21 protein-coding genes are annotated in these 22,792 nt (G+C 64.5%); 6 read left to right on the forward strand and 15 right to left on the reverse strand.

Going from position 1 to position 22,792, the window contains the following annotated elements; all coding sequences use genetic code 11:
• Positions 1 to 35 precede the first annotated feature (35 nt).
• From N3C64_RS01895 to N3C64_RS01910, 4 genes are all read right to left on the reverse strand, one after another.
• On the reverse strand, positions 36 to 1,355 hold the full coding sequence (locus N3C64_RS01895; protein WP_218629303.1) for a PQQ-like beta-propeller repeat protein: 1,320 nt from the start codon (positions 1,353 to 1,355) through the stop codon (positions 36 to 38).
• 55 nt (positions 1,356 to 1,410) lie between these two features.
• Complete coding sequence (locus tag N3C64_RS01900; RefSeq protein WP_260011243.1) at positions 1,411 to 2,055, reverse strand: tetratricopeptide repeat protein; 645 nt, start codon at positions 2,053 to 2,055, stop codon at positions 1,411 to 1,413.
• Between the two features lie 84 nt (positions 2,056 to 2,139).
• Positions 2,140 to 4,053, reverse strand: a complete 1,914-nt coding sequence (locus N3C64_RS01905) for an ABCB family ABC transporter ATP-binding protein/permease (protein ID WP_311201857.1) — start codon at positions 4,051 to 4,053, stop codon at positions 2,140 to 2,142.
• Positions 4,054 to 4,154: 101 nt separating this feature from the next.
• Entirely contained in the window at positions 4,155 to 5,354 is a 1,200-nt protein-coding gene (locus N3C64_RS01910) for a LysM peptidoglycan-binding domain-containing protein (RefSeq protein ID WP_260011246.1), read from the reverse strand.
• A 122-nt stretch (positions 5,355 to 5,476) separates the two neighbouring features.
• Here N3C64_RS01910 and N3C64_RS01915 point away from each other — a divergent pair, with 122 nt between their 5' ends.
• Entirely contained in the window at positions 5,477 to 6,031 is a 555-nt protein-coding gene (locus N3C64_RS01915; RefSeq protein ID WP_260011248.1) for an LOG family protein, read from the forward strand.
• A 3-nt stretch (positions 6,032 to 6,034) separates the two neighbouring features.
• On the opposite strand, the gene rarD is transcribed toward N3C64_RS01915, so the two are convergent.
• The 7 genes from rarD to N3C64_RS01950 form a co-directional block, all read right to left on the reverse strand.
• The gene (gene rarD, locus N3C64_RS01920) at positions 6,035 to 6,916 is read right to left on the reverse strand and encodes an EamA family transporter RarD (protein WP_260011259.1); all 882 of its coding nucleotides are present in this window, start codon (positions 6,914 to 6,916) and stop codon (positions 6,035 to 6,037) included.
• 77 nt (positions 6,917 to 6,993) lie between these two features.
• Positions 6,994 to 7,437: a baeRF12 domain-containing protein gene (locus N3C64_RS01925; protein ID WP_260011261.1), complete on the reverse strand. Its 444-nt coding sequence runs from the start codon at positions 7,435 to 7,437 to the stop codon at positions 6,994 to 6,996.
• Positions 7,438 to 7,576: 139 nt separating this feature from the next.
• Positions 7,577 to 8,176 (reverse strand): superoxide dismutase, encoded by a 600-nt coding sequence (locus tag N3C64_RS01930; protein WP_260011262.1) that lies wholly within the window; start codon positions 8,174 to 8,176, stop codon positions 7,577 to 7,579.
• Between the two features lie 264 nt (positions 8,177 to 8,440).
• Positions 8,441 to 8,992: a sarcosine oxidase subunit gamma gene (locus N3C64_RS01935; protein WP_260011265.1), complete on the reverse strand. Its 552-nt coding sequence runs from the start codon at positions 8,990 to 8,992 to the stop codon at positions 8,441 to 8,443.
• Entirely contained in the window at positions 8,985 to 11,936 is a 2,952-nt protein-coding gene (locus N3C64_RS01940) for a sarcosine oxidase subunit alpha family protein (protein WP_260011268.1), read from the reverse strand. The genes N3C64_RS01935 and N3C64_RS01940 overlap by 8 nt, the downstream gene beginning before the upstream one ends.
• A complete protein-coding gene (locus N3C64_RS01945; protein ID WP_260011271.1) occupies positions 11,933 to 12,256 on the reverse strand; it encodes a sarcosine oxidase subunit delta in 324 nt (107 codons plus the stop codon). The genes N3C64_RS01940 and N3C64_RS01945 overlap by 4 nt, the downstream gene beginning before the upstream one ends.
• A gap of 72 nt (positions 12,257 to 12,328) precedes the next feature.
• On the reverse strand, positions 12,329 to 13,576 hold the full coding sequence (locus tag N3C64_RS01950; RefSeq protein WP_260011812.1) for a sarcosine oxidase subunit beta family protein: 1,248 nt from the start codon (positions 13,574 to 13,576) through the stop codon (positions 12,329 to 12,331).
• A gap of 221 nt (positions 13,577 to 13,797) precedes the next feature.
• Between N3C64_RS01950 and ccmI the strand changes: the two genes are divergently transcribed.
• From ccmI to N3C64_RS01965, 3 genes are read left to right on the forward strand one after another with little or no spacing between them, the layout of a single operon-like run.
• Positions 13,798 to 15,327: a c-type cytochrome biogenesis protein CcmI gene (ccmI, locus tag N3C64_RS01955; protein WP_260011274.1), complete on the forward strand. Its 1,530-nt coding sequence runs from the start codon at positions 13,798 to 13,800 to the stop codon at positions 15,325 to 15,327.
• Positions 15,324 to 15,803, forward strand: coding sequence for a Holliday junction resolvase RuvX (ruvX, locus tag N3C64_RS01960; protein WP_218629315.1), 480 nt, complete (start codon positions 15,324 to 15,326; stop codon positions 15,801 to 15,803). The genes ccmI and ruvX overlap by 4 nt, the downstream gene beginning before the upstream one ends.
• Positions 15,796 to 16,053: a DUF1289 domain-containing protein gene (locus tag N3C64_RS01965; protein ID WP_260011278.1), complete on the forward strand. Its 258-nt coding sequence runs from the start codon at positions 15,796 to 15,798 to the stop codon at positions 16,051 to 16,053. The genes ruvX and N3C64_RS01965 overlap by 8 nt, the downstream gene beginning before the upstream one ends.
• A gap of 53 nt (positions 16,054 to 16,106) precedes the next feature.
• On the opposite strand, the gene N3C64_RS01970 is transcribed toward N3C64_RS01965, so the two are convergent.
• Together N3C64_RS01970 and N3C64_RS01975 are read right to left on the reverse strand one after the other, a co-directional pair.
• A complete protein-coding gene (locus tag N3C64_RS01970) occupies positions 16,107 to 17,930 on the reverse strand; it encodes a TRAP transporter large permease (RefSeq protein ID WP_236021070.1) in 1,824 nt (607 codons plus the stop codon).
• The gene (locus N3C64_RS01975; protein ID WP_218629318.1) at positions 17,930 to 18,499 is read right to left on the reverse strand and encodes a TRAP transporter small permease subunit; all 570 of its coding nucleotides are present in this window, start codon (positions 18,497 to 18,499) and stop codon (positions 17,930 to 17,932) included. Before N3C64_RS01975 ends, N3C64_RS01970 begins: the two co-directional genes overlap by 1 nt.
• A 708-nt stretch (positions 18,500 to 19,207) precedes the next feature.
• Between N3C64_RS01975 and N3C64_RS01980 the strand changes: the two genes are divergently transcribed.
• The gene (locus tag N3C64_RS01980; RefSeq protein ID WP_260011281.1) at positions 19,208 to 20,953 is read left to right on the forward strand and encodes an acetolactate synthase 3 large subunit; all 1,746 of its coding nucleotides are present in this window, start codon (positions 19,208 to 19,210) and stop codon (positions 20,951 to 20,953) included.
• Between the two features lie 78 nt (positions 20,954 to 21,031).
• Entirely contained in the window at positions 21,032 to 21,592 is a 561-nt protein-coding gene (gene ilvN / locus N3C64_RS01985) for an acetolactate synthase small subunit (RefSeq protein WP_218629320.1), read from the forward strand.
• Positions 21,593 to 21,595: 3 nt separating this feature from the next.
• On the opposite strand, the gene N3C64_RS01990 is transcribed toward ilvN, so the two are convergent.
• Positions 21,596 to 21,838: a hypothetical protein gene (locus tag N3C64_RS01990; RefSeq protein WP_260011285.1), complete on the reverse strand. Its 243-nt coding sequence runs from the start codon at positions 21,836 to 21,838 to the stop codon at positions 21,596 to 21,598.
• A 190-nt stretch (positions 21,839 to 22,028) separates the two neighbouring features.
• On the reverse strand, positions 22,029 to 22,775 hold the full coding sequence (locus tag N3C64_RS01995; protein WP_260011287.1) for an alpha/beta hydrolase: 747 nt from the start codon (positions 22,773 to 22,775) through the stop codon (positions 22,029 to 22,031).
• Positions 22,776 to 22,792: the final 17 nt, after the last annotated feature.

A 22,792-nucleotide genomic window follows, 5' to 3' on the forward strand; every position in this document is an offset into this window, starting at 1 on the left:
GGCGGATCAAGCGGCCCCTCTACACCCTTTTTCCGTCAACGGAAAGCGTGAAGCTGACCATTCATGCCGACAACATACAGCGTGCCGCCCGCGACAACGGGGTTGGTCGCCGCGCCGCCGGGGATCTCGGTCTGGCCAAGCAGCGCGCCGGTCGCCGGATCGAAGCTGCGCAGCAGCCCGTCGGTCGAGGCGACGAACAGCTTATTGCCCGCCAGCAGCGGACCGTAATGCACGAAGATCTTGGCCTGCTTCTTGATTTTTTCCTTGACGAAATAGGGCAGATCCTGCGCCCAGATCGTCGCGCCGGTGGCCGCGTCCAGACGCACCAGCCGCGCCTCGTCCGACACCAGGAAGATCGAGCCGCCCGCAACCTGCACCGGCGACACCGCGCCTTCGGTCGCGGTCCAGATCCGCTCGCCCGAGTTCACGTCGAACGCGCCGACCTTGCCCGCCGAGGAACCCGCGTAAAGCTTGTCGCCCACGATGACCGGATCGCCGGTCAGGTCGGTCACCGTCGCGAAGGCCCGGCCAAGCCGCGCACCCGCAACCTTGCCCTGCCACAGCGTCAGACCGCCCTGCTTGAGCGCGCCGACCATCTCGCCCGACGAGAACGGGAAGACGACCATCCGCTCGTTCACTGCGGGCGCGGAAACGCCCACCATGGCCGAGCCCGAGGGCGTGCCGGGCAATTGCCATTGCACCTTGCCGTCCGTGGCCCGGATCGCCCAGGCCGAGGCATCGCGCGCCACGACATAGACCAGACCGCCCGACACGGTCGGTGCGCCGCCAATGGCGGCATCGAATTTCTGGCGCCACTTCACCGCGCCCGAGGCTGCATCCAGCGCAACCAGCTCGCCAAACCCGGTGGTGACGTAAACCTGCCCGTCCGCATAGGCCAAACCGCCGCCCGAGGCATCGTCGGCATTGTCCGAGGGCGGCGTCAGATCGGCCTTCCACAGCGCCGCACCGTTCAGGCCCGTCGCCGCGACCTGCGCGCGCGCATCGAGCGTGTAGATCCGCCCCGCGCCCACGACCGGATCGGCCGTGATGCGATGCTTGCGCCCTGCGCCCTCGCCGATCGCGGCCGACCAGACCCGCGCCGTACCGCCGCCGATGGCCGGGTTCACCAGCGCATGGGACGGGTTGCCGGCCCGATGGGTCCATTCCGCATTCGATTGCTGCGCGGGCAGTGCGATTGCCGTGGATATCGCCAGCGGAGCATCGGCTGCGCTCTGGCTCAGCACATCGCGCGGGTCAATCCGGTCGCCCTCAAGGATCAGCTCCTTTTCGCAACCGGTTACCAACGCTGCCATGCCAAGCACGGCCATTCCCCGGATCAGCTTCACCGCTTTCATCCCCCTGCCCTCGCATCATTTGGACCCGGCCATACGGCCCGGTCCGAGGTTCCGGTCACTGCTCCGCCGGATCGCCCCCAAGCGCCACAATCAACTCTGTCGCGCGCTGTTGCAAGCCCGGCGTGACCCCTGCCTCGGCAAGGATCTGCTTGGCCAGCGAAATCGCCTGTTCGGGATCGCCCGCCGCAACGGCGGCCTCGGCCTGCGCCTCGAGCGCCAGCAGACGATAAGGCGCGCCCGGTTGCGCAAGCGCGCTCAACTCGGCCGCGCGTTCCTCGGCGCTGATCGTATCGCCCGCAACGCCAAGCGCCTTGAACCGCGCCAGTTCGCGCAGGCTCGCCGGAGCAGCGGCATTCGCCGCAACGGCGCGATAGGACGCCAGCGCACCCTCGGCATTGCCCGCCTCGGCCTGCTGACCCGCCAGCATCAGCTGCGCAAGTGCCGCACGGCCGCCATCGGCCTCGACCGCCGCAAGCGCGGCCGCCGGATCGTCAGATTCGACCGCGGCCAGAAGCGCATCACCGAAGCCCTCGGCCTGATCACGGGCCGTCGCCTTGGTCCATTCGGTATAGGCCGCCCCGCCGACAATCCCCAGGATCGCCACGACGCCGATCCAGCCATATTTGCGCATGGCGGCAAAGAGCTTGTCGCGGCGGACCTCTTCGGTGACTTCCTCGATAAAGCTGTCGGTCTCGTCCACAGGCGGCTCCCTTAACGGTTTGCGGTTTTCTTATACATTTCCAAGACCATTGCCAAGGCCAGCCCGGGCGGTGCCGCGGCCCGCTCAGGTCGTCCAGGTATGCGGGGTGCGGTGGCGCTCGTCGGTAGGTTCCGCCTCGCCATCCTCCTCGAGCTGACGCACCGAGTTGCGCAGCAGATACTCCTCGCCACCCTGGCGCGCCCACATCGCCGCATAGCGCCCGCCATGGGCCAGAAGTTCCTCGTGACGGCCTTCCTCGATGATTTCGCCCTGTTCAAGCACCACAATCCGGTCCGCATCGACAATCGTGCTGAGACGGTGCGCGATCGAGATCACCGTGCGCCCCTCGCCCATCGCCTTGAGGCTGACCTGGATGTCACGCTCGGTCTGCGTATCGAGCGCCGAGGTCGCCTCGTCCAGCAGCAGGATCGGCGGGTTCTTGAGCAGCGTGCGCGCAATGCCCACGCGCTGTTTTTCGCCGCCCGAAAGCTTCAGTCCGCGCTCGCCCACCGTCGTTTCATATCCCTCAGGAAGGCTCATGACGAAGTCATGGATCTTCGCGGCCTTGGCGGCGGCGATGATCTCGTCTTGCGTCGCATCCGCGCGGCCATAGGCGATGTTGTAGCCGATGGTGTCGTTGAACAGCACCGTGTCCTGCGGCACCACACCGATGGCGTCGTGCAGGCTGGTCTGGGTGATGTCGCGCAGATCCTGCCCGTCGATGCGGATCGCGCCGCCCGTCACGTCATAGAAACGGAACATGAGCCGCCCGATGGTCGACTTGCCCGAGCCCGAGGGGCCCACCAGCGCCACGGTCTGCCCCGCCTGCACCTTGAGCGAGATCCCCTTGAGGATCGGCCGCGTCGGGTCGTAGGCGAATTTCACATTTTCGAACTCGATCGCACCGCCCTGCACGCGCAGGTCCGGGGCGCCGGGCTTGTCGTTGATTTCGGCGGGTTGGTGCAGCAGGTCGAACATCTCGCCCATGTCCACCAGCGCCTGCCGGATTTCGCGATAGACGGTGCCGAGGAAGCCAAGCGGCATGGTGATCTGGATCATGTAAGCCTGCACCATGACGAAATCGCCCACGGTCAACTTGCCCGACTGCACCTCGATAGCCGCCATGACCATCACCGCGATCAGGCCCACCGAGATGATCAGGCTCTGGCCGAAGTTCAGGATCGCAAGGCTCTGACCGGTCTTGACCGCCATCTGCTCATAGCCCGCCATCGAGGCGTCGTAGCGTTTGGCCTCGCGCGCCTCGGCACCGAAATACTTGACGGTTTCGAAGTTCAGCAGGCTGTCGATGGCCTTCTGGTTGGCCTGCGTGTCGGCCTCGTTCATCTTGCGCCGGATCGCGACGCGCCATTCGGTGACCTTGAAGGTAAAGGTCACATAGGCTGCGATCGTGACGATCACCACCGCCGCGTAACGCCAGTCGAACAGCACCGCGAAAAGCACCGCCACCATCGTCAGTTCCAGGATCAGCGGCCCGACCGAGAACAGCATGAAGCGCAGCAGGAACTCGACGCCCTTCACGCCGCGCTCGATGATCCGGCTTAGCCCGCCCGTCTTGCGGTTGATGTGATAGCGCATCGACAGGCGGTGGATATGCTCGAAGGTTTCCAGCGCCAACTGACGCAGCGCGCGCTGTGCGACCCGCACGAACACCGCATCGCGCAACTCGCCAAAGCCGACCGAGGCCATCCGCGCGACGCCATAGGCCACCGTCAGCGCGACCGCGCCAAGCGGCAAGAGCCAGCCCTCGGCCCGCGCGGTTCCTGCAAGACCGTCCACCGCAGCCTTGTAAAGGAACGGCGTTGCGACTGCGATCACCTTTGCCATGACCAGCAGGCTCATCGCGATCAGGACGCGCTTCTTCACCCAGGGGTGCGCATCCGGCCACAGGTATGGCGCGACCGCGCGGATCGTACGCCAGCCTCGGGCGCGCTCATTCGCGCTGACTTTGCCCGCGACGGTGATCTGGGAAGGCGCCATGAGGGAAAACCTTTCGACTGGTCATGAAATGCGACGCCCGGTTCGGGGATAGTCCCCACCGGGCGGGCAAAACCTAAGCCGGAAACCGTCAGAGTCCAGCCCTATTCGGGAATGGCGAAGACCTGCCCGGGATAGATCAGGTCCGGATCACGGATCTGATCGCGGTTCGCTTCGAAGAGGCGCACATAAAGATAGGGGTCGCCATAATTCTCGCGCGCGATGGCCCAAAGGGTGTTGCCCGGCTCGATCGTGATCATACGGGTGCCACGCTTTGGTTCGGCGCCCGCAGGGGCTTCGGCGGCGGCAAGGGCTTCGGGTGCGATGCGGTCATAGCTGGTCTCGGCGCGCGTCAGAACCTTGCCATCCACATCGAGCGCGTCGATGCGCAGGACATGCTGGCCCGGCGCGCCTGCCGGAAGCACCATGCGCCAGTTGCCCTCGGTTCCTGCCTGGATCAGCCCCGCCTCGGCATTGTCGATATAGGCGCGCAGAAGCGCCCCCGCAGGCGCACCGCGTCCGCTCACCGCTATCTGATCACCCGTATCGAAAGACACGGTATCGATCGACAGATCGGCGCTGGCCTCGGCCAGAACGCGCGCGCCCTGCTCATCGGTCACCAGCGGGGTTTGCGCCAGCGTCTCAGCTGCATTGACCTGTTCGGCGACCGCTGCTTCCGAGGCGCCCTCGGCCTCGGCCGCCTGTGCCACGGCTTCGGCGCTTGGTGCGACAGTCACGCTTTCCTCGCCCTCGCGGGCCACGCCATCGGCACCGGTGACGCGCACGCTCATCTGCCGCGGCTCGGCCGAGGGATCGGCCAGCACGACCGAAGCAAAGCTGCCACCCGGCTCTGCGGTGACGGTATCGACAACGGCACCATCAAGCAGAACTTCCACCTTGGCACCCGGCTCGACCCGCCCCGCCAGCGTCAGCGCGCCATCAGGCGCGGCGCGGAACTGATCGAGGCTGGCCACAGGACCGGGCTCTGTGGAGGCGGGCTCGGGCGAAGCCGGTTCGGGCGCAGGCTCCGACTCTGGCGCGGCGGTCGCGTTCGCCAGCGCTTCGGGTTCGGCCGCCGCAGTCGTCGGCGCCTCAGCCGCGGGTTGGGCTGCAACAGGTTCAGGCTGCGCGGCCTCAGGCAGTTGTGCCACGGGCGCAGGCTGCTGCGGCGGATCGCGCAACACCCAGTAGCCCGCCAGAACGGCCAGCAGTGCAAGAGCGGATACGCCGCCCAGCATCGCCCCACCCAGACCCGAGCCCGCCTTCGCCGCGGCCGGCTCTTGCCCCGATTCGACGTTTTTCATCCCATTTCCCCTCGTTCCGATGCGATCTTGCGCCGCATGACTTGAGCAACCTTAGCCAAGCCGCTATCACCAAACAACAATTCGCTGCACCCGGCGTGCAGTTCAGCCCGAAAGGTGCTTTGATGTCCCACCAGCCTTCGATTTGTGTCTTTTGCGGCTCGCGCACCGGCAACCGGCCCGCCTATGCCGAGGCAGCCCGGGCCACCGGCACGATGCTCGCCACGCGCGGCTGGCGCCTTGTTTACGGCGCAGGCGATGTGGGCCTGATGGGCGAGGTCGCCCGCGCGGCCCAACAGGCAGGCGGCGCCACCTTTGGCGTGATCCCGATCCACCTGTTCCAGCGCGAGGTCGGCAAGCGCGACCTGTCCACCTTCATCGTCACCGAAAACATGCATGAGCGTAAGAAGGTGATGTTCATGAACTCGGATGCCATCGTCGTCCTGCCCGGCGGCGCAGGCTCTCTGGACGAGTTGTTCGAAGTGCTCACCTGGCGCCAGATCGGCCTGCATGAAAAGCCGATCCTCATTCTCAACACCGATGGCTACTGGAACCCGATCAAGACCGCCATCGAGCATATGATCGGCGAGGGCTTTGCCGACCGCTCGCTGGCCGAGATGCTGATCTGGGTCGAGGATGTCTCGGCGCTCGAATCCGCGCTGGCCACCGCGCTGAGCTGACACCTACCCGCGCCGCAGCAACGTCAGCGAATAAATCGCCAGCGCAAGCCAGATCATTGGCAGCGCCACCGCATGCCACTGCGTGATCGGTTCGTGGAAGGCGATCACGGCGACCGACAATTGCAAGGTCGGGTTAAGGTATTGCACCAACCCGAGCGTCGCCATCCGCACCCGCCGCGCGGCATAGGAAAACAGGATCAGCGGGCCGCCGGTCAGCACGCCCGAGAAGGCCAACAAGAGGCTCGTGCCCCAGTCCGAGCCAAACGCCCCCGACCTCGGCGCGGCCCCTACCCATCCGTAGTGCAGCCCCAGAAGCAACGCGAGCGCGAGCGGAGCGAGCAAGAACACCTCGGCGGTGACCGAGACCACCGGCCCCACATCCAGACGCTTCTTGATAAGCCCATAGGCGCCAAAGGTTCCCGCCAGCATCAGCGCCATCCACGGCGGCGCACCGATGCCCCAGGTCAGATACAGAACCGCGCCGGCCGCGATCATCACGGCCAGAGCCTGCGCGCGCGTCATCGCCTCGCGCATCACGACGACACCAAGGCCCACCGCAACAAGGGGGAAGATGTAGTAGCCGAGGCTCGCCTCAAGCGCGCGCCCGTTCTGCACCGACCAGATGAACCCGAACCAGTTCGTCGAGATCATGATCGCGGAAAGTAGCAAAATCAGTAGGTTGCGCCCACGCAGCGCAAGGCCCACGGCGCGAAGCCGGCCCTGCATCGCCAGGACGGCACCAAAGAATACCAGCGACCAGAGCGTCCGGTGCGCCAGCACCTCAAGCGGCGGAACGGCGGCCAACTGCTTGTAGTAGAGCCCCGAGAGCCCCCACACCACGCAGGCGAATAGCAGCGCCCAGAACCCCTTGACCTGATCTCGCATGAACCGCCCCTGTCCGTTCGGCGCCACGCTGACCGAAAGCGCCGGTAAAGAAAAGGGGCGGCTGCGTTTTCCCTAAGTCAAAGCGCGTCGATGTCGGACGCGACGATCTTGCCGATCTCGGCCAGCGGGTGCTTGGTCAGGGTCTTGTCGATCTCGGCCACGACATGCGCTGCCAGCCCCTCGCTCAGCGCATCGCGCAGCGCGCCCAGAACCTGAGGCGGTGCCACGAGGATCAGCTTGTCGAACGCACCGCGCCGCTGCGCGCGTGCCAGATCGTCGGCCAGATCCGCCATGAAGGTTTCGGCATTCAGTCGGGTGTAATCCGGCACCTCCATCGCCGAGCGCTGTCCCTGCCCGACATCGGCGCGACGCCCGGGCGCATCGGACGCGACGATGACCTCGGGCGCCTCTTCGCGGCGCACGAATGCCAGACGCGGCTCCCGCCCCGTCCCCTCATTGCGCAAAACCAAGGCCTTCTCGGAATCCGCAACGACAACCCAAATTCCTTTGGAAAGCAGCATGACGACCTCCTTTTGTCTCTCTTTGCTCAACATGGGGATGCACGTCGTTGATTTCGAGCCGACCAGACGTTCTGCCGCAGGAAAAGAAAAGGCCCGCCGGATCGCTCCGACAGGCCCCGAAATCGCGCAGAAGCGCAGATTACATGCGCGAGGCGACGTTTTCCCAGTTCACCAGCTTCTCGAGGAAGTTGGTGAGGTAGGCCGGGCGCTTGTTGCGGAAATCGATGTAGTAGGAATGCTCCCACACGTCGCAGCCCAGAAGCGCGGTCTGGCCGAAGCAGAGCGGGTTCACGCCGTTCTCGGTCTTGGTCACCTTCAGCGCGCCGTCGGTATCCTTGACCAGCCAGCACCAGCCCGAACCGAACTGACCTGCGCCAGCGGCCGCGAAATCTTCCTTGAACTTGGCAACCGAGCCAAACGACTCGACCAGCGCCTTTTCCAGCTCACCCGGCATCGCCTTGCCGCCCGGACCCATCATTTCCCAGAACTGGGCGTGGTTCCAATGCTGCGAGGCGTTGTTGAAAATACCGTTCTGCGCAACCGCGCCCGCCTGGTAGGTGCCCTTGACGATCTCTTCAAGCGACTTGCCTTCCCACTCGGTCCCGGCGATCAGCTTGTTGCCGTTATCGACATAGGCCTTGTGGTGCAGATCGTGGTGATACTCGAGCGTCTCCTTCGACATGCCAAGGTCGCCAAGCGCATCATGGGCATAGGGAAGATCGGGAAGTTCGAAAGCCATTTTCTTGTCCTCTCGCGTGCAGTTAGCGTTACCCCTATAGAAGCGCGCGGGACCCCGAGGTCAAGGGCACTTGAGCACATCCGTCAGCCCCTCTTGGCACAAATAAGAAGGGGGGCTGTCTGCCCCCCTCTTGCCCGTATCCGGCCAATTCACCCCCCGAGGATATTTTCCCCACATTGAAAGAGCGATCCTACCCATCAACGTGGCGCAAATATCCCGGGGGTGAGCGGCCCCGGCCGCGAGGGGGCAGCGCCCCCTGCCTCCTCAGAAAATCTCGCCGCCCTTGCGAGAGGAGACCTCGAGAAGCCCGAGCATATAGGCAGCAACCGATCGGAAGCAGATTACGCTCAGCTCCTGCGGGCCCGAGCGCCAGAGTGCGGCAGCCACTTGTGCTGCACGGGTGCGGCGCATCTCGCCTTCGGGGAAAGTCGCGAAATCGACGGGGCAAAGCTTCATCAGCACCTCGTCGCCCTTCTCACCCGAGATGGTGAACATCGCCCGCGCATCTGAGACGTTGGTGACCAGCGAATGCTCTTTCGCCAAGGCTTCGCTCAGCGACTGGCTCAGCGCTGGCGCCTCTTCGTAAGAGCAGATGAGCAATAGCTCATCCGGGCTCATCCAGGCGACGCTGCGCCCTTCGGCGGTGATAACCTTGCGCTGCCCTGGGGTGGAGAGACCCAGCCCCTTCAAAGCTTTGGCCAGCGCCTTCGACTTCAGATCGGCCCGGATCGAGATCATCCCCGTCAGGCCCGCCTCGGCAACCGTGGCAAAGCCCGTGTGGCTTGCGCCTTTGAGTGCGCTGATTGCCTCAGACATTGGCCTTCTCCCCTTCCTTGTCGTAGAAGACCGGGTCGACGATCTTCGCCTTGAACACGGCCCCCTTGTCAGCGGGGAAGTCGAGCACCTCGCCCATCCGGTCCGGACCGTTCAGCACCAGCCCCATCGCGATCCCGCGCTTGAGCATGGGCGAGTAGTATGTCGAGGTCACGCGCCCCTGCGTGTTGCGCTGGCCGTTGGCATTGTGCCCTTCGGCCACGGCATAGACCCCATCGGGCAACACCGAGCCATCGAGCGTCTCAAGACCCACAAGCTTCCAGCGCTTCGGATCGGTCATATGGCTGCGTTCTTGCGCGCGCTTGCCGAGATAGTCTTGCTTCTTCTTCGAGATCGCCCAGCCAAGGCCCAGATCCTGCGGGATCACGGTGCCGTCGGTCTCGTCACCGATCATGATGAAGCCCTTCTCGGCGCGCATCACGTGCAGCGCCTCGGTGCCGTAGGGCATCACGCCGAACTCTTCGCCTGCGGCATTCAGCGCCTCCCAAAAGGCCAGACCCATGTTCGCGGGCACGGCGATCTCGTAGCTCAGCTCGCCCGAGAAGGAGATGCGGAACACCCGCGCCGGGAAGCCGCCAAGCGTGCCCTCGGCATAGGTCATGAAGGGCAGCGCCTCTTTCGAGACATCCATCCCGCCAAGCTTCTCAAGCAGCATCCGCGCTTTCGGGCCGACAACCGCGACCTGGGCATATTGCTCGGTCAGGTTGGCAGTGTAGACCTTCCAGTCCCACCACTCGCATTGCAGCCAATCTTCCATCCAGCCGTGGATGCGGTCGGCACCGCCCGAGGTCGTGTGGCACAGCCAGGTATCCTCGGAGAGACGCACGACGACGCCGTCATCGCTCAGGAATCCGTTCTCGTTGCACATCAGACCATAGCGGCATTTGCCGACGGCGAGGTTCGACATCATGTTGGTGTAGAGCATATCGAGGAAACGCCCCGCATCCGGCCCCTTCACCACGATCTTGCCAAGCGTCGAGGCGTCGAGCAGACCCACATTGGTGCGGGTGTTGACGATCTCGCGGTTGACGGCGGTGCGGTGGCTTTCCCCGGATTTCGGGTAGCAATAAGGGCGACGCCACAGCCCCACGGGCTCCCAATGCGCGCCCTTGGCCTCGTGCCAGCCATGCATTGGCGTGCGGCGCAGCGGCTGGAACAGCTCGCCCCGCGCCTCGCCGGTGACGGCACCGAAGCTGATCGGCGTGTAGGGCGGGCGGAAGGTGGTCGTCCCGGTCACCGGGATCGGCCGACCAAGCGCATCCGAAAGGATCGCCAGACCGTTGATATTACTCAGCTTACCCTGATCCGAGGCCATCCCGAGCGTTGTGTAGCGCTTGGTGTGCTCAACGCTCTCATAGCCTTCGCGGGCGGCCAGCTGGACGTCCGAAACCTTCACGTCGTTCTGGTAATCGAGGAAGGCCTTGAACTTGAGCTTCTCCTTCGCGCCGGCGGGCATGACCCAGACCGGCATAAGGGGCGCCTCGGCCTCGGACACGGCGGGGATGCCCGCCTCGTCCATGATCGCGCCGAGTTGCAGCAGGCCGTTCGCGGCACCGACCACGCGGGCCAGCGGCTCACCTGCCGCGCCGGTCGGCGGGCGGGTGGCGTCGGGGCGGAACATCGCCGCGGCGTCATCCCACACAAGCTTGCCGCCACAATGGCTCCAGAGGTGGACGACCGGCGACCAGCCGCCCGACATGGCGACGCAGTCGCAGGCGACCGTCTCGATCACCCCGCCCTCGCCCGCCTGCGCGCAGATCTCGACACCGGTGACCGACTTGCGGCCGAGCACCTTGGCCACGCCGCGCCCGGTCATCACCTTGATACCGCGTGCGCGCGCCAACTCCGGCAACTCACCGGTCGCTGCTTCGCGCGCATCGATGATGGCGGGGACTGTGAGGCCCGCAGCCTGCACCGCAAGCGCGGTGCGGTAGGCGTCGTCGTTATTGGTCACCACGACGACCCGGTCGCCGGGGCTGACGGCCCAGTTCACCAGATAGTCGCGTACCGCCGAAGCGAGCATCACGCCCGGCACATCGTTGCCCGAGAAGGCGATCGGACGCTCGATCGCGCCGCTTGCGGTGATGGTCAGCCCCGCGCGCACACGCCACAGGCGATGACGCGGACGGCCATCGGCTGCGTGCTCGCCCACCGACTGATAGCCGATTGCATAGCCATGGTCGTGCAGACCCGCCGCCATGGTGCGCAGCATCATGCGCACATTGGCCATGCCCGACAGGGTTTCAACCGCTGCGGCAACCCAGGCCTCGGGCTCCTGCCCATCGATCTGGCCGCCATCGACCGGGGCACGCCCGCCCCAGTGCGCGGTCTGCTCCATCACGATCACTCGCTTGCCCGCGAGCGCCTCGGTCAGGGCTGCGGCAAGGCCAGCCACGCCCCCGCCGACGACAAGCACGTCGCAATAGTCATAGGCCTGCTCATAGCGATCCGGGTCTGCCTCTTTCGGCGCAGCACCCAGACCCGCCGACTGACGGATGATCGGCTCGAAGACATGTTTCCAGGCGAAGCGCGGCGCCATGAAGGTCTTGTAGTAGAAACCGGCCGGCAGGAACCGATAGAAGGTGTCGTTGATCGCGCCCACATCGAACTCCAGCGACGGCCAGTGGTTCTGGCTGGTCGCCTCGGCGCCCTCGAACAGTTCGGTGGTGGTGGTGCGCTGGTCGGGCTCGTGGCGGTTGTTGCGACCAAGGTTGACCAGCGCGTTCGGCTCTTCCGCGCCGCTGGCCACGAGGCCGCGCGGACGGTGATACTTGAACGAACGCCCGAGCATGACCTGACCGGCCCCGAGCAGCGCCGAGGCGAGCGTGTCGCCCGCATAGCCACGCATGGGCTTGCCGTTGAAGGTGAAGTTGAGCGGTTTGGCGCGGTCGATCAGCCGCCCGCCTTTCGCGAGACGCGTGCTCATTTCCAGCCCCCCCAGTTCGGTCGTTTCTCGTTGATTTTCGTGATCAGCTCTGCCGGAGGCTCGGTCGTTTGCGCCGGATAGGTGCCGAAGACCTCAAGCGTGGCGGTGCAGCGCGCCGCCAGAAACCACTTGCCGCAGCCATAGGCATGGCGCCAACGCTCGAAATGGACCCCCTTGGGGTTCTTGCGGGCGAAGAGATAGCCTTCGAAGTCCTCGTCGGACGCGCCCGGCCCGAAGCGCTTGAGATGCGCCTCGCCGCCGGGGGCGAGTTCGGTTTCCTCGACGGTCACGCCGCAATAGGGACAGGTGAGTGTCAGCATGTCAGAGGGCCTTTCGGGAAGCGGACGACACGGCGCCCGCAAGATCGTGGAGCAGTGCGAAGCGAAGACGGGTCAATGCGCCACCCCCGCCGCGACGGATTCGTCGATGAAGCGGCCTTCCCGGAAACGGTTCAGCCCGAAGTCGGCGGCCAGCGGACCCGGCTCGCCCTTGGCGACCAGTTCCGCCATCGCCCAGCCCGAACCCGGGATCGACTTGAAGCCGCCCGTGCCCCAACCGCAGTTGACGAAAACGTTCTCAACCGGCGTTTTCGACAGGATGGGCGAGCGGTCACCGGTCATGTCCACGATCCCGCCCCACTGGCGCAGCATCTTGAGGCGCGAGATGATCGGGAAGGTCTCGATCAGGGCGCGGGTAGTTTCCTCGACATGGTGCCACGAGCCGCGCTGCGTGTAGTTGTTGAACCCGTCGGTGCCGCCGCCGATGACCATCTCGCCCTTGTCAGACTGACTCATGTAGCCATGCACAAGGTTCGCCATGACAACGACATCCATGCAGGGCTTGATCGGCTCCGACACCCAGGCTTGCAGCGCCATCGACTCGATCGGCAGGCGGAAGCCCGCCATCTCGGCCAGCACGCTCGAATGGCCCGCCACCACGATGGCCAGCTTGCCGCAGTCGATCGAGCCCTTGGTGGTCTCGACGCCCTGCACCTTGCCGTTCTCGGTGCGCACGCCGGTCACTTCGCATTGCTGGATGATGTCCATGCCCATGGCCGAGCAGGCCCGCGCATAGCCCCAGGCCACCGCGTCGTGGCGTGCGGTGCCGCCGCGCTCTTGATAAAGCGCACCAAGAACCGGGTAGCGCGGCCCGTCGATATTCACGATCGGCACCAGATCCTTGACCTCGGAGGGCGTGATCCAGCGGGTCTCGACGCCTTGCAGGTTGTTGGCATAGACCGTGCGCTTGTAGCCGCGCATCTCATGCTCGGACTGGGCCAGCATCAGCAGGCCACGCGGCGAGAACATGACGTTGTAGTTCAGATCCTGACTCAGATCCTCATAAAGCGAGCGCGCCTTTTCGTAGATCGCCGCCGAGGGATCTTGCAGGTAGTTCGAGCGGATGATCGTGGTGTTGCGCCCGGTGTTGCCACCGCCCAGCCACCCCTTCTCGATCACTGCGACATTGGTGATGCCGTGAACCTTGCCAAGGTAATAGGCCGTCGCCAGACCATGACCGCCCGCGCCGACGATGACCACATCGTAGCGCTTTTTCGGCGCGGGGCTTTGCCAGGCGCGTTCCCATCCGGCGTGGAAGCGCAAGGCCTCCCGCGCAACGGCAAACATCGAGTAGCGTCTCAAAGCCATGTTCACTCCTTCGGCACGCATTCAAGACGGGCGCGAATCCGCAACGCCCCGTCATTCGTCCTATTGATGGACCGCCCCCCCGGCCAAAAGCCACCCCCAAGCGGCAATTGCGGGAAAAATACGACATGCACCTGCGACAAGGCGCGCCATCTTGCCGCTTGGCCCTTTCTTGCCCGGCCTATCCGGCCTAAATGGGTGCAGACACAGGAGACGCCATGCTGTTCTGGACCCTTACCGCCGCCCTCGTGGCGCTTGTTGCGCTGCTTTTCGTCCTCGCCCTCGTGCGCCGGCACGCGGCCGATGCGCCCGCCTCTGCCTATGATGTGCAGGTCTACCGCGACCAGTTGCGCGATCTCGACAAGGATATGTCCCGTGGCGTGATCTCCCGGGAGGAGGCCGAGCGCACCCGCGTCGAAATCTCGCGCCGGATGCTAGAGGCCGACCGCGTCTCGCAGGCCGAGCAAGACAGCCGCGAGGCACCCAAGGGCGCAACGATGGCAATCATCCTTGTGCTTGGCGCAATCATGGCGACCTCGTTCTACCTCTATCAGCGCCTCGGCGCGGCGGGTTACCCCGACCAGCCGATCAAGGAACGTTTTGCCATCGCCAACGAGCTTTACGACTCGCGCCCCTCGCAGGACGAGGCAGAAAAGCAGGCCGCTGCCGCACAGGCCGACCAGCCGCAACCCGATGCACAGTTCCTTGAACTGATGGAGCGCCTGCGCAAGGCCGTGGCCGAGCGCCCCGACGACCCCGAGGGCCTTGCCCTTCTCGCGCGTAACGAGATGAGCATGGGCAACTACCGCGCGGGTTGGGAAACGAAGAAACGCCTCGTCGAGGTTCTGGGCGACAAGGCGCGCGCACAGGATTATGCCGATCTGGGCGAATACATGGTCGTCGCTGCGGGCGGTCTCGTGACCAAGGAAGCCGAGGAGAACTTTGCCAAGGCGCTCGAGATGGACCCGGCCGAGGGCCTATCGCGCTACTACATCGGTCTGATGATGGCGCAGAACGGGCGCGGCGACCGCGCCTTCCGCATCTGGGACGCGCTGCTGCGCAATGGCCCGGCGCAAGCGCCCTGGGTGCCCGCGATCTTGGCCAATATCGAGAACCTCGCCTGGATCGCTGGCGAGACGCGGTATGAGCTGCCCGCCCTGGGTGGCCGCGGCCCTTCGGCTGCCGATATGCAGGCCGCGGCGGAAATGTCGCCCGAGGACCGTCAGCAGATGATCCGCGGCATGGTTGCGCAACTCAACGACCGTCTGGCAAACGAAGGCGGGCCGGCTGCGGATTGGGCCAAGCTGATCTCGTCGCTGCGGATGCTGGGCGAGGATGACCGCGCGCAGGCGATCTGGGGCGAGGCGCAAAGCCGCTTTGCCGATCTCCCGGAGGATCTTGAGATGATCCGGGCCGCAGCCGAGGGCGAAGTGCCCCCCATGGCGGAAGCTGCCGAGCCGATGCGCGGCCCGGCACTGACCGACGAGCAGATGCAGTCCGCCTCGGACATGACGCCCGAGGAGCGTCAGGAGATGATCGCGAACATGGTCAATGGACTGGTCGAGCGACTTGAGTCTGAGGGCGGCGACGCCAGCCAATGGGCGCGCGCGATCTCCTCGCTTGCCACGCTTGGCCAGACCGAGCGCGCCGCCGAGGTCTACTCCATGGCCCGCACCGCGCTTGCGGGTAACGAGGCCGCGCTGTCGGTGATCACGGGCGCCGCGCAGGCCGCCGGGGTGGCGAATTGATCTGCGCCACGATCGAAGAGTTCTTCGAAGCCCTGCCCCGCTTTGGCGCGGTGGCGGGGCTTGATCTTGGCACCAAGACGATCGGCGTCGCCGTCTCGGACACGTTGCGTTCGGTCGCCTCGCCGCTCTCGACCATCCGGCGCGAGAAATTCACGCTCGACGCCGAGAAACTGCTCAAGATCGTGACTGATCGCGAGATCGCGGGGATAGTCCTTGGCCTGCCCATGAACATGGACGGGACCGAGGGGCCGCGCTGCCAATCGACCCGCGCCTTTGCCCGCAACCTCGAGAAACTCACCCCCCTGCCCATCGGCTTCTGGGACGAGCGGCTTTCGACCGTGGCGGCCGAACGGGCGATGCTTGAGGCGGATATGTCGCGAAAGCGTCGCGCCGAGGTGATCGACCATGTGGCCGCCGGGTTTATCCTTCAGGGAGCGCTGGATCGTCTGGCGCATCTGAGGGCCTCGAATGTCTGAGAACATCCCCGAGAACACCGACCGCATCTGGAAACGGGCAGAGATCGCAAGCCCGTGCATCAAGCTGTGCTCGGTCCACCCGGTCGAGAAGATCTGCGTGGGCTGCTACCGCACGCTGAACGAGATCGGCAACTGGTCACGCATGACGCCCGAGGAGCGCGACCGTGTCATGGGGGAACTGCCTGCGCGTGCACCGCGACTGCATCAGCGCCGTGGCGGACATTCCGGGCGCACCGGCGAATCCGCCTGAAACGACCCTACCACCGAAATTGGAACGGCGGCCCGTGGGCCGCCGTTTTCGTTTCAGTTGCTGGCGGCGGGAAGCCCGCCAAGCCCCATCGGAGCCGGCACGAGGCTTGCCCCTCCGCCCTGCGGGGGCGTTGCGGGCGCACCGGTCGGCGCACCGGGCGCGCCAAGCGGCGGCAGGCCAAGGCCCATCCCGCCCGGCGCCGAGCCCGGTGCCGCCCCAGGCGCACCAAACCCGCCAAGACCGCCCAGACCACCGCCAAGACCTGGCATCTCGGGCAGCTTCAGCTCGATCGTCGAAGGATCGACCGCCTTGCCCTTGTAGTGCATGACCATGCCCGGGAACGCGATCACGATACCGATCATGATGATCTGGATAAACACGAACGGCACGGCGCCCCAGTAGATATGCGAGGTCTTCACCGGATCGGTCAGCTTGCCCGTCAACTTGTCGATATAGGGCGACTTCGGAGCAACCGAACGCAGGAAGAACAGCGCAAATCCGAACGGCGGGTGCATGAACGATGTCTGCATGTTCACGCCCAGGATCACCCCGAACCAGATCAGATCGATGCCCAGCTTCTCGGCCGCGGGGGCCAGCAGGGGAACGATGATGAAGGCAAGTTCGAAGAAATCGAGGAAGAACGCCAGGAAGAACACCAGCAGCGACACGACGATCAGGAAGCCCATCTCACCGCCGGGCAGCGAGACCAGCAGATGCTCGACCCACAGATGGCCGTTCACGCCGTAGAAGGTCAGCGAGAAGACCCGCGCGCCAAGCAGGATGAACATCACGAAGGCCGACAGGCGCGTCGTGGCGGCCAGAGCGTCGCGCACCACACCGTAGTTCAGCCGGCGCTTCATCGCCGACAGGATCAGCGCACCGACGGCACCCATGGCCCCGCCCTCGGTCGGCGTGGCAACGCCAAGGAAGATGGTCCCGAGCACCAGGAAGATCAGCGCCAGCGGCGGGATCAGCACGATGACGACCTGCTGGGCAAGACGGCTCATCGCATTGATCTTGAGCGCCTTGTCGAGTACCGCGACCGCGTAGATCACCAGAACGGCGAGTGCTGCGGCCAGGATGCCCGCGTCTTTCGGGTTGTGGTTGGTTTCGAGGTACTTTTCAGCGCCGTAGAAGAGCGCGAGACCGGCAGCCAGCGCCACAGCAAGCGAGGTCACACCCGAGCCAAGCGTGCGCGCCTCTTTCGGCAGCGCGGGCATCGAGGCCGGACGCAGCACCGACATCAGCGCGACATAGCCAAGGTAGATGCTCGTCAGCACGAGGCCGGGGATCATCGCGCCCTTGTACATGTCGCCCACCGAGCGGCCGAGCTGGTCGGCCAGAACGATCAGCACCAGCGAGGGCGGGATGATCTGCGCCAGTGTGCCCGACGCCGCGATCACACCCGAGGCGATCCTGCGGTCATAGCCATAACGCAGCATGATCGGCAGCGAGATCAGGCCCATCGCGATCACCGAGGCCGCGACAACGCCCGTGGTGGCGGCCAGCAGCGCGCCCACGATGATCACCGCATAGGCCAGACCGCCGCGCACCGGACCGAAGAGCTGGCCGATGGTGTCGAGCAGGTCTTCGGCCATGCCCGATTTCTCAAGCACGATCCCCATGAATGTGAAGAATGGAATGGCAAGCAATGTCTCGTTCGACAGCACCCCCCAGAACCGTTCAGGCATCGCGTTCAAGAGCGGCCAGCTGAGGTTGATCGTGCCATTCGACAGCGGGGCAAGCTCGACCCCGATGATGAAGAACACCAGACCGTTCGCGGCCAGTGCGAAGGCGACCGGATAGCCCAAAAGCAGGAAGCCGATGAGCGAGACGAACATGATCGGCGCCATGTTCTGCGCGATCAGTTCCATCATCACAGCGCCTCCTCTTCGACGATCATGTCATGGCCGTGATGGCCCGTCGCCGGATGCGGATCTTCGAGCAGGCCGCGCATGACGGCGATCTTCTTGATGATCTCGGAGATGCCCTGCGCGAACATCAGGATAAAGCCGATCAGCAGCAAGGCTTTCGCCGGCCAGATGATCAATCCACCCGCGTTGGTCGAGACCTCGCCCGATTTCACGGACAGCATCACATAGGGATACAGCAGATAAAGCATCAGACTGACCATGGGCATCAGGAAGAAGACATGCCCGAACAGGTCGATCCAGTGCTGCACGCGGCGCGAGAACGCGCCGTAAACGATGTCGATGCGGATATGCTCGTTTTGCTTGAGCGTATAGGCCGCGGCCAGCAGGAAGGCGGCACCGAATAGATACCACTGCAATTCCAGCCAGGCGTTCGACGATACGTTGAAGATCTTTCGAATAGTCGCGTTCGCAGCCGAGATGATTACGGCCATCAGGATCAGCCAGGATACGGCCTTTCCGATGGTCTCGTTTACTCGGTCAATCAGGCGCGACAGGGCTAGCAAAGCGCCCATCTCCGTCCTCCCCTTCCCGGTTTTGGCCCCCTACCTCCAGGGGCAGTCAGCATTCCTTGAACGGACTCCCCCCGGACGTCAAGAAATTTAGCCCATTTTGGTAGTTTTTTCTGACCAGTTTGCGCAAAACTGCATCATCCGCACATCTTGCGGTGATCCCGAACCGGTGTGTCCCCGGAAAGCTGACCGCAAGATAAAGAACGTCGCGCGAAAAGGAAGCGGGAAAAGCGGCAGCGCCCCTGCGTCATGGCGCCCCAAAGCGGATGCGCGGAGCCGCTGTGAAACATCTCCATATCGAGAAAACCGCGACGAACCGCACCCGCTCCAAGGCCACACGACTCGGGCCAGCGGCGCCAAATTCGTCGCGCGAAGCTCATGTTTGCACCCGCAGCAGGATGAAACTGGGGGCTATTTTCTGAAAATGTCCGCTGAAAGCTGTCGCTACGCAATATTTGGAACGTTTTTTCGACCCCTGCGACATAATATTCACAGATTTGCCGTTGACGCCCCCGACGCGCCTTTCTAATGTCCGCTGCAACGCAACGGAAAGGATCAGCGATGCTCTCGCTTCTTGTCGTCGTAGGAGGTTGGTGCATGGGCCGGTGACGGTTTGACCATGATGGTTCCCATGCGCCCTCGCCCGAAACGCGAGGGCTTTTTGTTGCGAAACGGTTCAGAGGCCCGAGGGCCGCGGGAATGGAGAGAGTGATGGCACGGCAGATGACCGGCGCGAAAATGGTGGTTCAGGCGCTCAAGGATCAGGGGGTCGATACGATCTTCGGTTATCCCGGTGGTGCCGTCCTTCCGATCTATGACGAGATCTTCCAGCAAAACGACGTCCGTCACATCCTCGTCCGCCACGAGCAGGCCGCCGTGCACATGGCCGAAGGCTACGCGCGCTCGACCGGTAAGCCGGGCTGTGTGCTGGTGACCTCGGGCCCCGGCGCCACCAATGCCGTGACCGGCCTGACCGACGCGCTGATGGACTCGATCCCGCTGGTGGTGTTCTCGGGCCAGGTGCCGACCTTCATGATCGGCACCGACGGTTTCCAGGAAGCCGACACCGTGGGCATCACCCGCCCCTGCACCAAGCATAACTGGCTGGTGAAAGAGACCGAGAAGCTGGCGGAAACTATCCACCAGGCCTTCCACGTCGCGACGTCGGGCCGCCCTGGCCCGGTGCTGATCGACATCCCGAAGGATGTGCAGTTCGCCACCGGCACCTATAGCGCCCCGAAGGCTGCGCGTGTCGATCACTACCAACCCAAGGTGAAGGGCGATCTGGATGCGATCACCAAGCTGGTCGAGTTGATCGAAACCGCCGAGCGGCCGATCTTCTACACCGGCGGCGGCGTGATCAACTCGGGCACTGCGGCCAGCCAGTTGATGTGCGAGCTGGTGGATGCCACCGGCTTCCCGATCACCTCGACACTGATGGGTCTGGGCGCCTACCCGGCCTCGGGCAAGAACTGGCTGGGGATGCTGGGGATGCACGGCCTTTACGAGGCCAACCTCGCGATGCATGGCTGCGATCTGATGATCAACCTCGGCGCGCGCTTCGACGACCGGATCACCGGCCGCGTGGCGGATTTCTCGCCGAAGTCGACGAAGGTGCATGTGGATATCGACGCCTCCTCGATCAACAAGATCGTTCCGGTGGACCTGCCGATCGTGGGCGACGTGGGCCATGTGCTCGAAGACGCGCTCAAGATCTGGAAATCGCGCGGGCGCAAGGTCAACAAGGAAGGCCTCGCCAAGTGGTGGGCCAAGATCGAGGGTTGGAAGAAGGTCAATTGCCTCGCCTACACCAACTCGGAAAAGACAATCAAACCGCAATACGCGCTGCAACGCCTCGAGGCGCTGACCAAGGACCGTGACCGTTACATCACGACCGAGGTGGGTCAGCACCAGATGTGGGCCGCGCAGTTCCTGGGCTTCGATGCGCCGAACCGCTGGATGACCTCGGGCGGGCTTGGCACCATGGGCTACGGCTTCCCGGCCTCGATCGGTGTGCAGATCGCGCATCCCGACGCGCTGGTGATCAACGTCGCGGGCGAGGCCTCGTGGCTGATGAACATGCAGGAAATGGGCACCGCGACCCAGTTCCGCACCCCGGTAAAGCAGTTCATCCTGAACAACGAGCGCCTCGGCATGGTGCGCCAGTGGCAGCAACTGCTGCATGGCGAGCGTTATTCGCACTCCTGGTCGGAAAGCCTGCCCGATTTCGTGAAGCTGGCCGAGAGCTTCGGCTGGAAGGGCATCCGCTGCGACGATCCGGCCAAGCTGGACGACGCGATCATGGAAATGCTCAACTATGACGGCCCGGTCCTGTTCGACTGCCTCGTCGAGAAGCACGAAAACTGCTTCCCGATGATCCCCTCGGGCAAGCCGCACAATGAGATGCTGCTGGCAGCCGATGCCGAGGCGTTCAAATCGGGCGCGACGTTGGTGTGATCGAGTGGCCCGGGGGTCTTCCCCGGGCGCGACAGGAATTCATGTAGTCCAAGGACTTACAAGATAAAGGAGAGGGCAATGGCCGCTCTGAACATCAAGAAAGGCTCGACCTCGCATTCGGCCTATGACCTGCGCGATTTCCACTCGGAAGTGGAGCGCTCGCATACGCTGGCGGTGCTGGTTGATAACGAAGCGGGCGTGCTGGCCCGCGTGATCGGCCTGTTTTCGGGCCGCGGTTACAACATAGACAGCCTGACCGTGGCCGAGGTGGACCACAAGGGCCACCGCTCGCGCATCACCATCGTGACGCGCGGCACGGTTGCGGTGATCGACCAGATAAAGGCGCAGCTAGGCCGCATCGTTCCGGTGCACCAGGTGATCGACCTGACCACTGAAAGCACCCCTGTCGAACGCGAGCTGGCACTTTTCAAGGTCGCAGGCACGGGCGACAAGCGTGTCGAGGCGCTGCGTCTGGCCGACATCTTCCGCGCCAATGTGGTCGATTCGACACTGGAGAGCTTTGTGTTCGAGATCACCGGCACCCCAGAAAAGATCGACGCTTTCGCCGAACTGATGCGCCCGCTTGGTCTGTCGGATGTGGCCCGCACCGGGGTTGCCGCCCTGCCGCGCGGGATCTGAGGCTCAGCTACCGGTTTCACAAGGTTCGGGGGCGGTGCTGCGCTGAGCGGCCCGCCCTTTATCGCAGGTGTCTTGCGGCAGATAGATCAGGCGCTGCAACAGCAACTCGGCTGCCAGAAGCCGGTCCACGGGCGGAAAGCAATCCGCAGGGCGTGCGCCGCGCAGCAACACCAGCGCACCATCGCGCACCGAATAGATCACGGCGGACCCATTCCTGCGATCCTGCCAGAAGACGATCGCTTTCATCCGACATCCCCTCTGCCTGACGCATCCGGCGATGCCTTACCTGCATCGCCCGGCAAGCGCCCGCCCCCGGTTACCCAACGTCAGCCTAACAGAAACAGCGCCCGCAGCCAATCGCGCAGCAACACCGCGCCTGCTCAGGACTTCACTGGCCGCCCGATGCGCCACGACGACACAGCGTTGAACGCCCCGCTCAACCGATCCTTCCCAGGACCTCGGCCACAGTCTGCTCGATCAGCGCAAGATCGTCAGGCTCCGAGAACCGATGATCAGCGCCCTTCACCAGTGTCAGCCGCATATCGGGGCTTTGCGCATGGGCCAAAAGGCGGGTCGCCCATTCGACCGGCACGGCATCATCGTCGGTGCCCTGCAGGCAGCGCACTGGGAAGTTCAGGCTCAGCGGATCGCGCAGAACCAACCGGTTGCGCCCCTCATTGATCAGACGCCGCGTGATCCGGTAAGGCTCGCCATAGTCCGAGGGCACATCGACATAGCCCACCTCTTCCAGCGCGCGCCGCTCGGCCTTGTCGAACGAGGACCAGTATCCGTCTTCGGTGAAATCCGGGGCAGCGGCGATGGTCACCAGCCCTGCAACAAGCTCAGGATGATGTCGCGCGAGCAGAAGCGCGATCCACCCGCCCATGGACGAGCCGACCAGCACCTGCGGCCCACCCGTCAGCGCGCGAATCGTGTCGCGCGCGTCTTCGAACCAGTCCCCGATGGCGCCATCGGAGAACTCCCCATCAGACTGGCCGTGACCGGAATAGTCGAACCGTAGAAACGCACGCCCCCGCGCCCGCGCCCAGTCCTCGAGCGCCAGCACCTTCGTCCCCTGCATGTCGGATTTGAAGCCATGCAGAAAGACAATCCCGGGGCCGCCCCCTTCGGTCTTGGCATAGGCGATCCGGCGGCCCTCGGGCGTGGTGATGAATTCGGTCATGCGTTCCCCCTTCGACT

Source organism: Sedimentimonas flavescens, from assembly GCF_025154035.1.
In the GTDB taxonomy this organism is placed as follows: Bacteria; Pseudomonadota; Alphaproteobacteria; order Rhodobacterales; family Rhodobacteraceae; genus Rhodobacter; species Rhodobacter flavescens.

Bases quoted from the DNA above. Each gene is read 5' to 3' on its own strand.
- N3C64_RS01980 (WP_260011281.1), top strand. From the start codon at position 19,208: ATGGCACGGCAGATGACCGGCGCGAAAATGGTGGTTCAGGCGCTCAAG.
- N3C64_RS01975 (WP_218629318.1), bottom strand. From the start codon at position 18,499: ATGGGCGCTTTGCTAGCCCTGTCGCGCCTGATTGACCGAGTAAACGAG.
- ccmI (WP_260011274.1), top strand. From the start codon at position 13,798: ATGCTGTTCTGGACCCTTACCGCCGCCCTCGTGGCGCTTGTTGCGCTG.
- N3C64_RS01945 (WP_260011271.1), bottom strand. From the start codon at position 12,256: ATGCTGACACTCACCTGTCCCTATTGCGGCGTGACCGTCGAGGAAACC.
- N3C64_RS01910 (WP_260011246.1), bottom strand. From the start codon at position 5,354: ATGAAAAACGTCGAATCGGGGCAAGAGCCGGCCGCGGCGAAGGCGGGC.
- N3C64_RS01965 (WP_260011278.1), top strand. From the start codon at position 15,796: ATGTCTGAGAACATCCCCGAGAACACCGACCGCATCTGGAAACGGGCA.
- N3C64_RS01940 (WP_260011268.1), bottom strand. From the start codon at position 11,936: ATGAGCACGCGTCTCGCGAAAGGCGGGCGGCTGATCGACCGCGCCAAA.
- N3C64_RS01935 (WP_260011265.1), bottom strand. From the start codon at position 8,992: ATGTCTGAGGCAATCAGCGCACTCAAAGGCGCAAGCCACACGGGCTTT.
- N3C64_RS01915 (WP_260011248.1), top strand. From the start codon at position 5,477: ATGTCCCACCAGCCTTCGATTTGTGTCTTTTGCGGCTCGCGCACCGGC.
- ilvN (WP_218629320.1), top strand. From the start codon at position 21,032: ATGGCCGCTCTGAACATCAAGAAAGGCTCGACCTCGCATTCGGCCTAT.
- rarD (WP_260011259.1), bottom strand. From the start codon at position 6,916: ATGCGAGATCAGGTCAAGGGGTTCTGGGCGCTGCTATTCGCCTGCGTG.
- N3C64_RS01925 (WP_260011261.1), bottom strand. From the start codon at position 7,437: ATGCTGCTTTCCAAAGGAATTTGGGTTGTCGTTGCGGATTCCGAGAAG.
- N3C64_RS01930 (WP_260011262.1), bottom strand. From the start codon at position 8,176: ATGGCTTTCGAACTTCCCGATCTTCCCTATGCCCATGATGCGCTTGGC.
- N3C64_RS01990 (WP_260011285.1), bottom strand. From the start codon at position 21,838: ATGAAAGCGATCGTCTTCTGGCAGGATCGCAGGAATGGGTCCGCCGTG.
- N3C64_RS01995 (WP_260011287.1), bottom strand. From the start codon at position 22,775: ATGACCGAATTCATCACCACGCCCGAGGGCCGCCGGATCGCCTATGCC.
- N3C64_RS01895 (WP_218629303.1), bottom strand. From the start codon at position 1,355: ATGAAAGCGGTGAAGCTGATCCGGGGAATGGCCGTGCTTGGCATGGCA.
- N3C64_RS01970 (WP_236021070.1), bottom strand. From the start codon at position 17,930: ATGATGGAACTGATCGCGCAGAACATGGCGCCGATCATGTTCGTCTCG.
- N3C64_RS01905 (WP_311201857.1), bottom strand. From the start codon at position 4,053: ATGGCGCCTTCCCAGATCACCGTCGCGGGCAAAGTCAGCGCGAATGAG.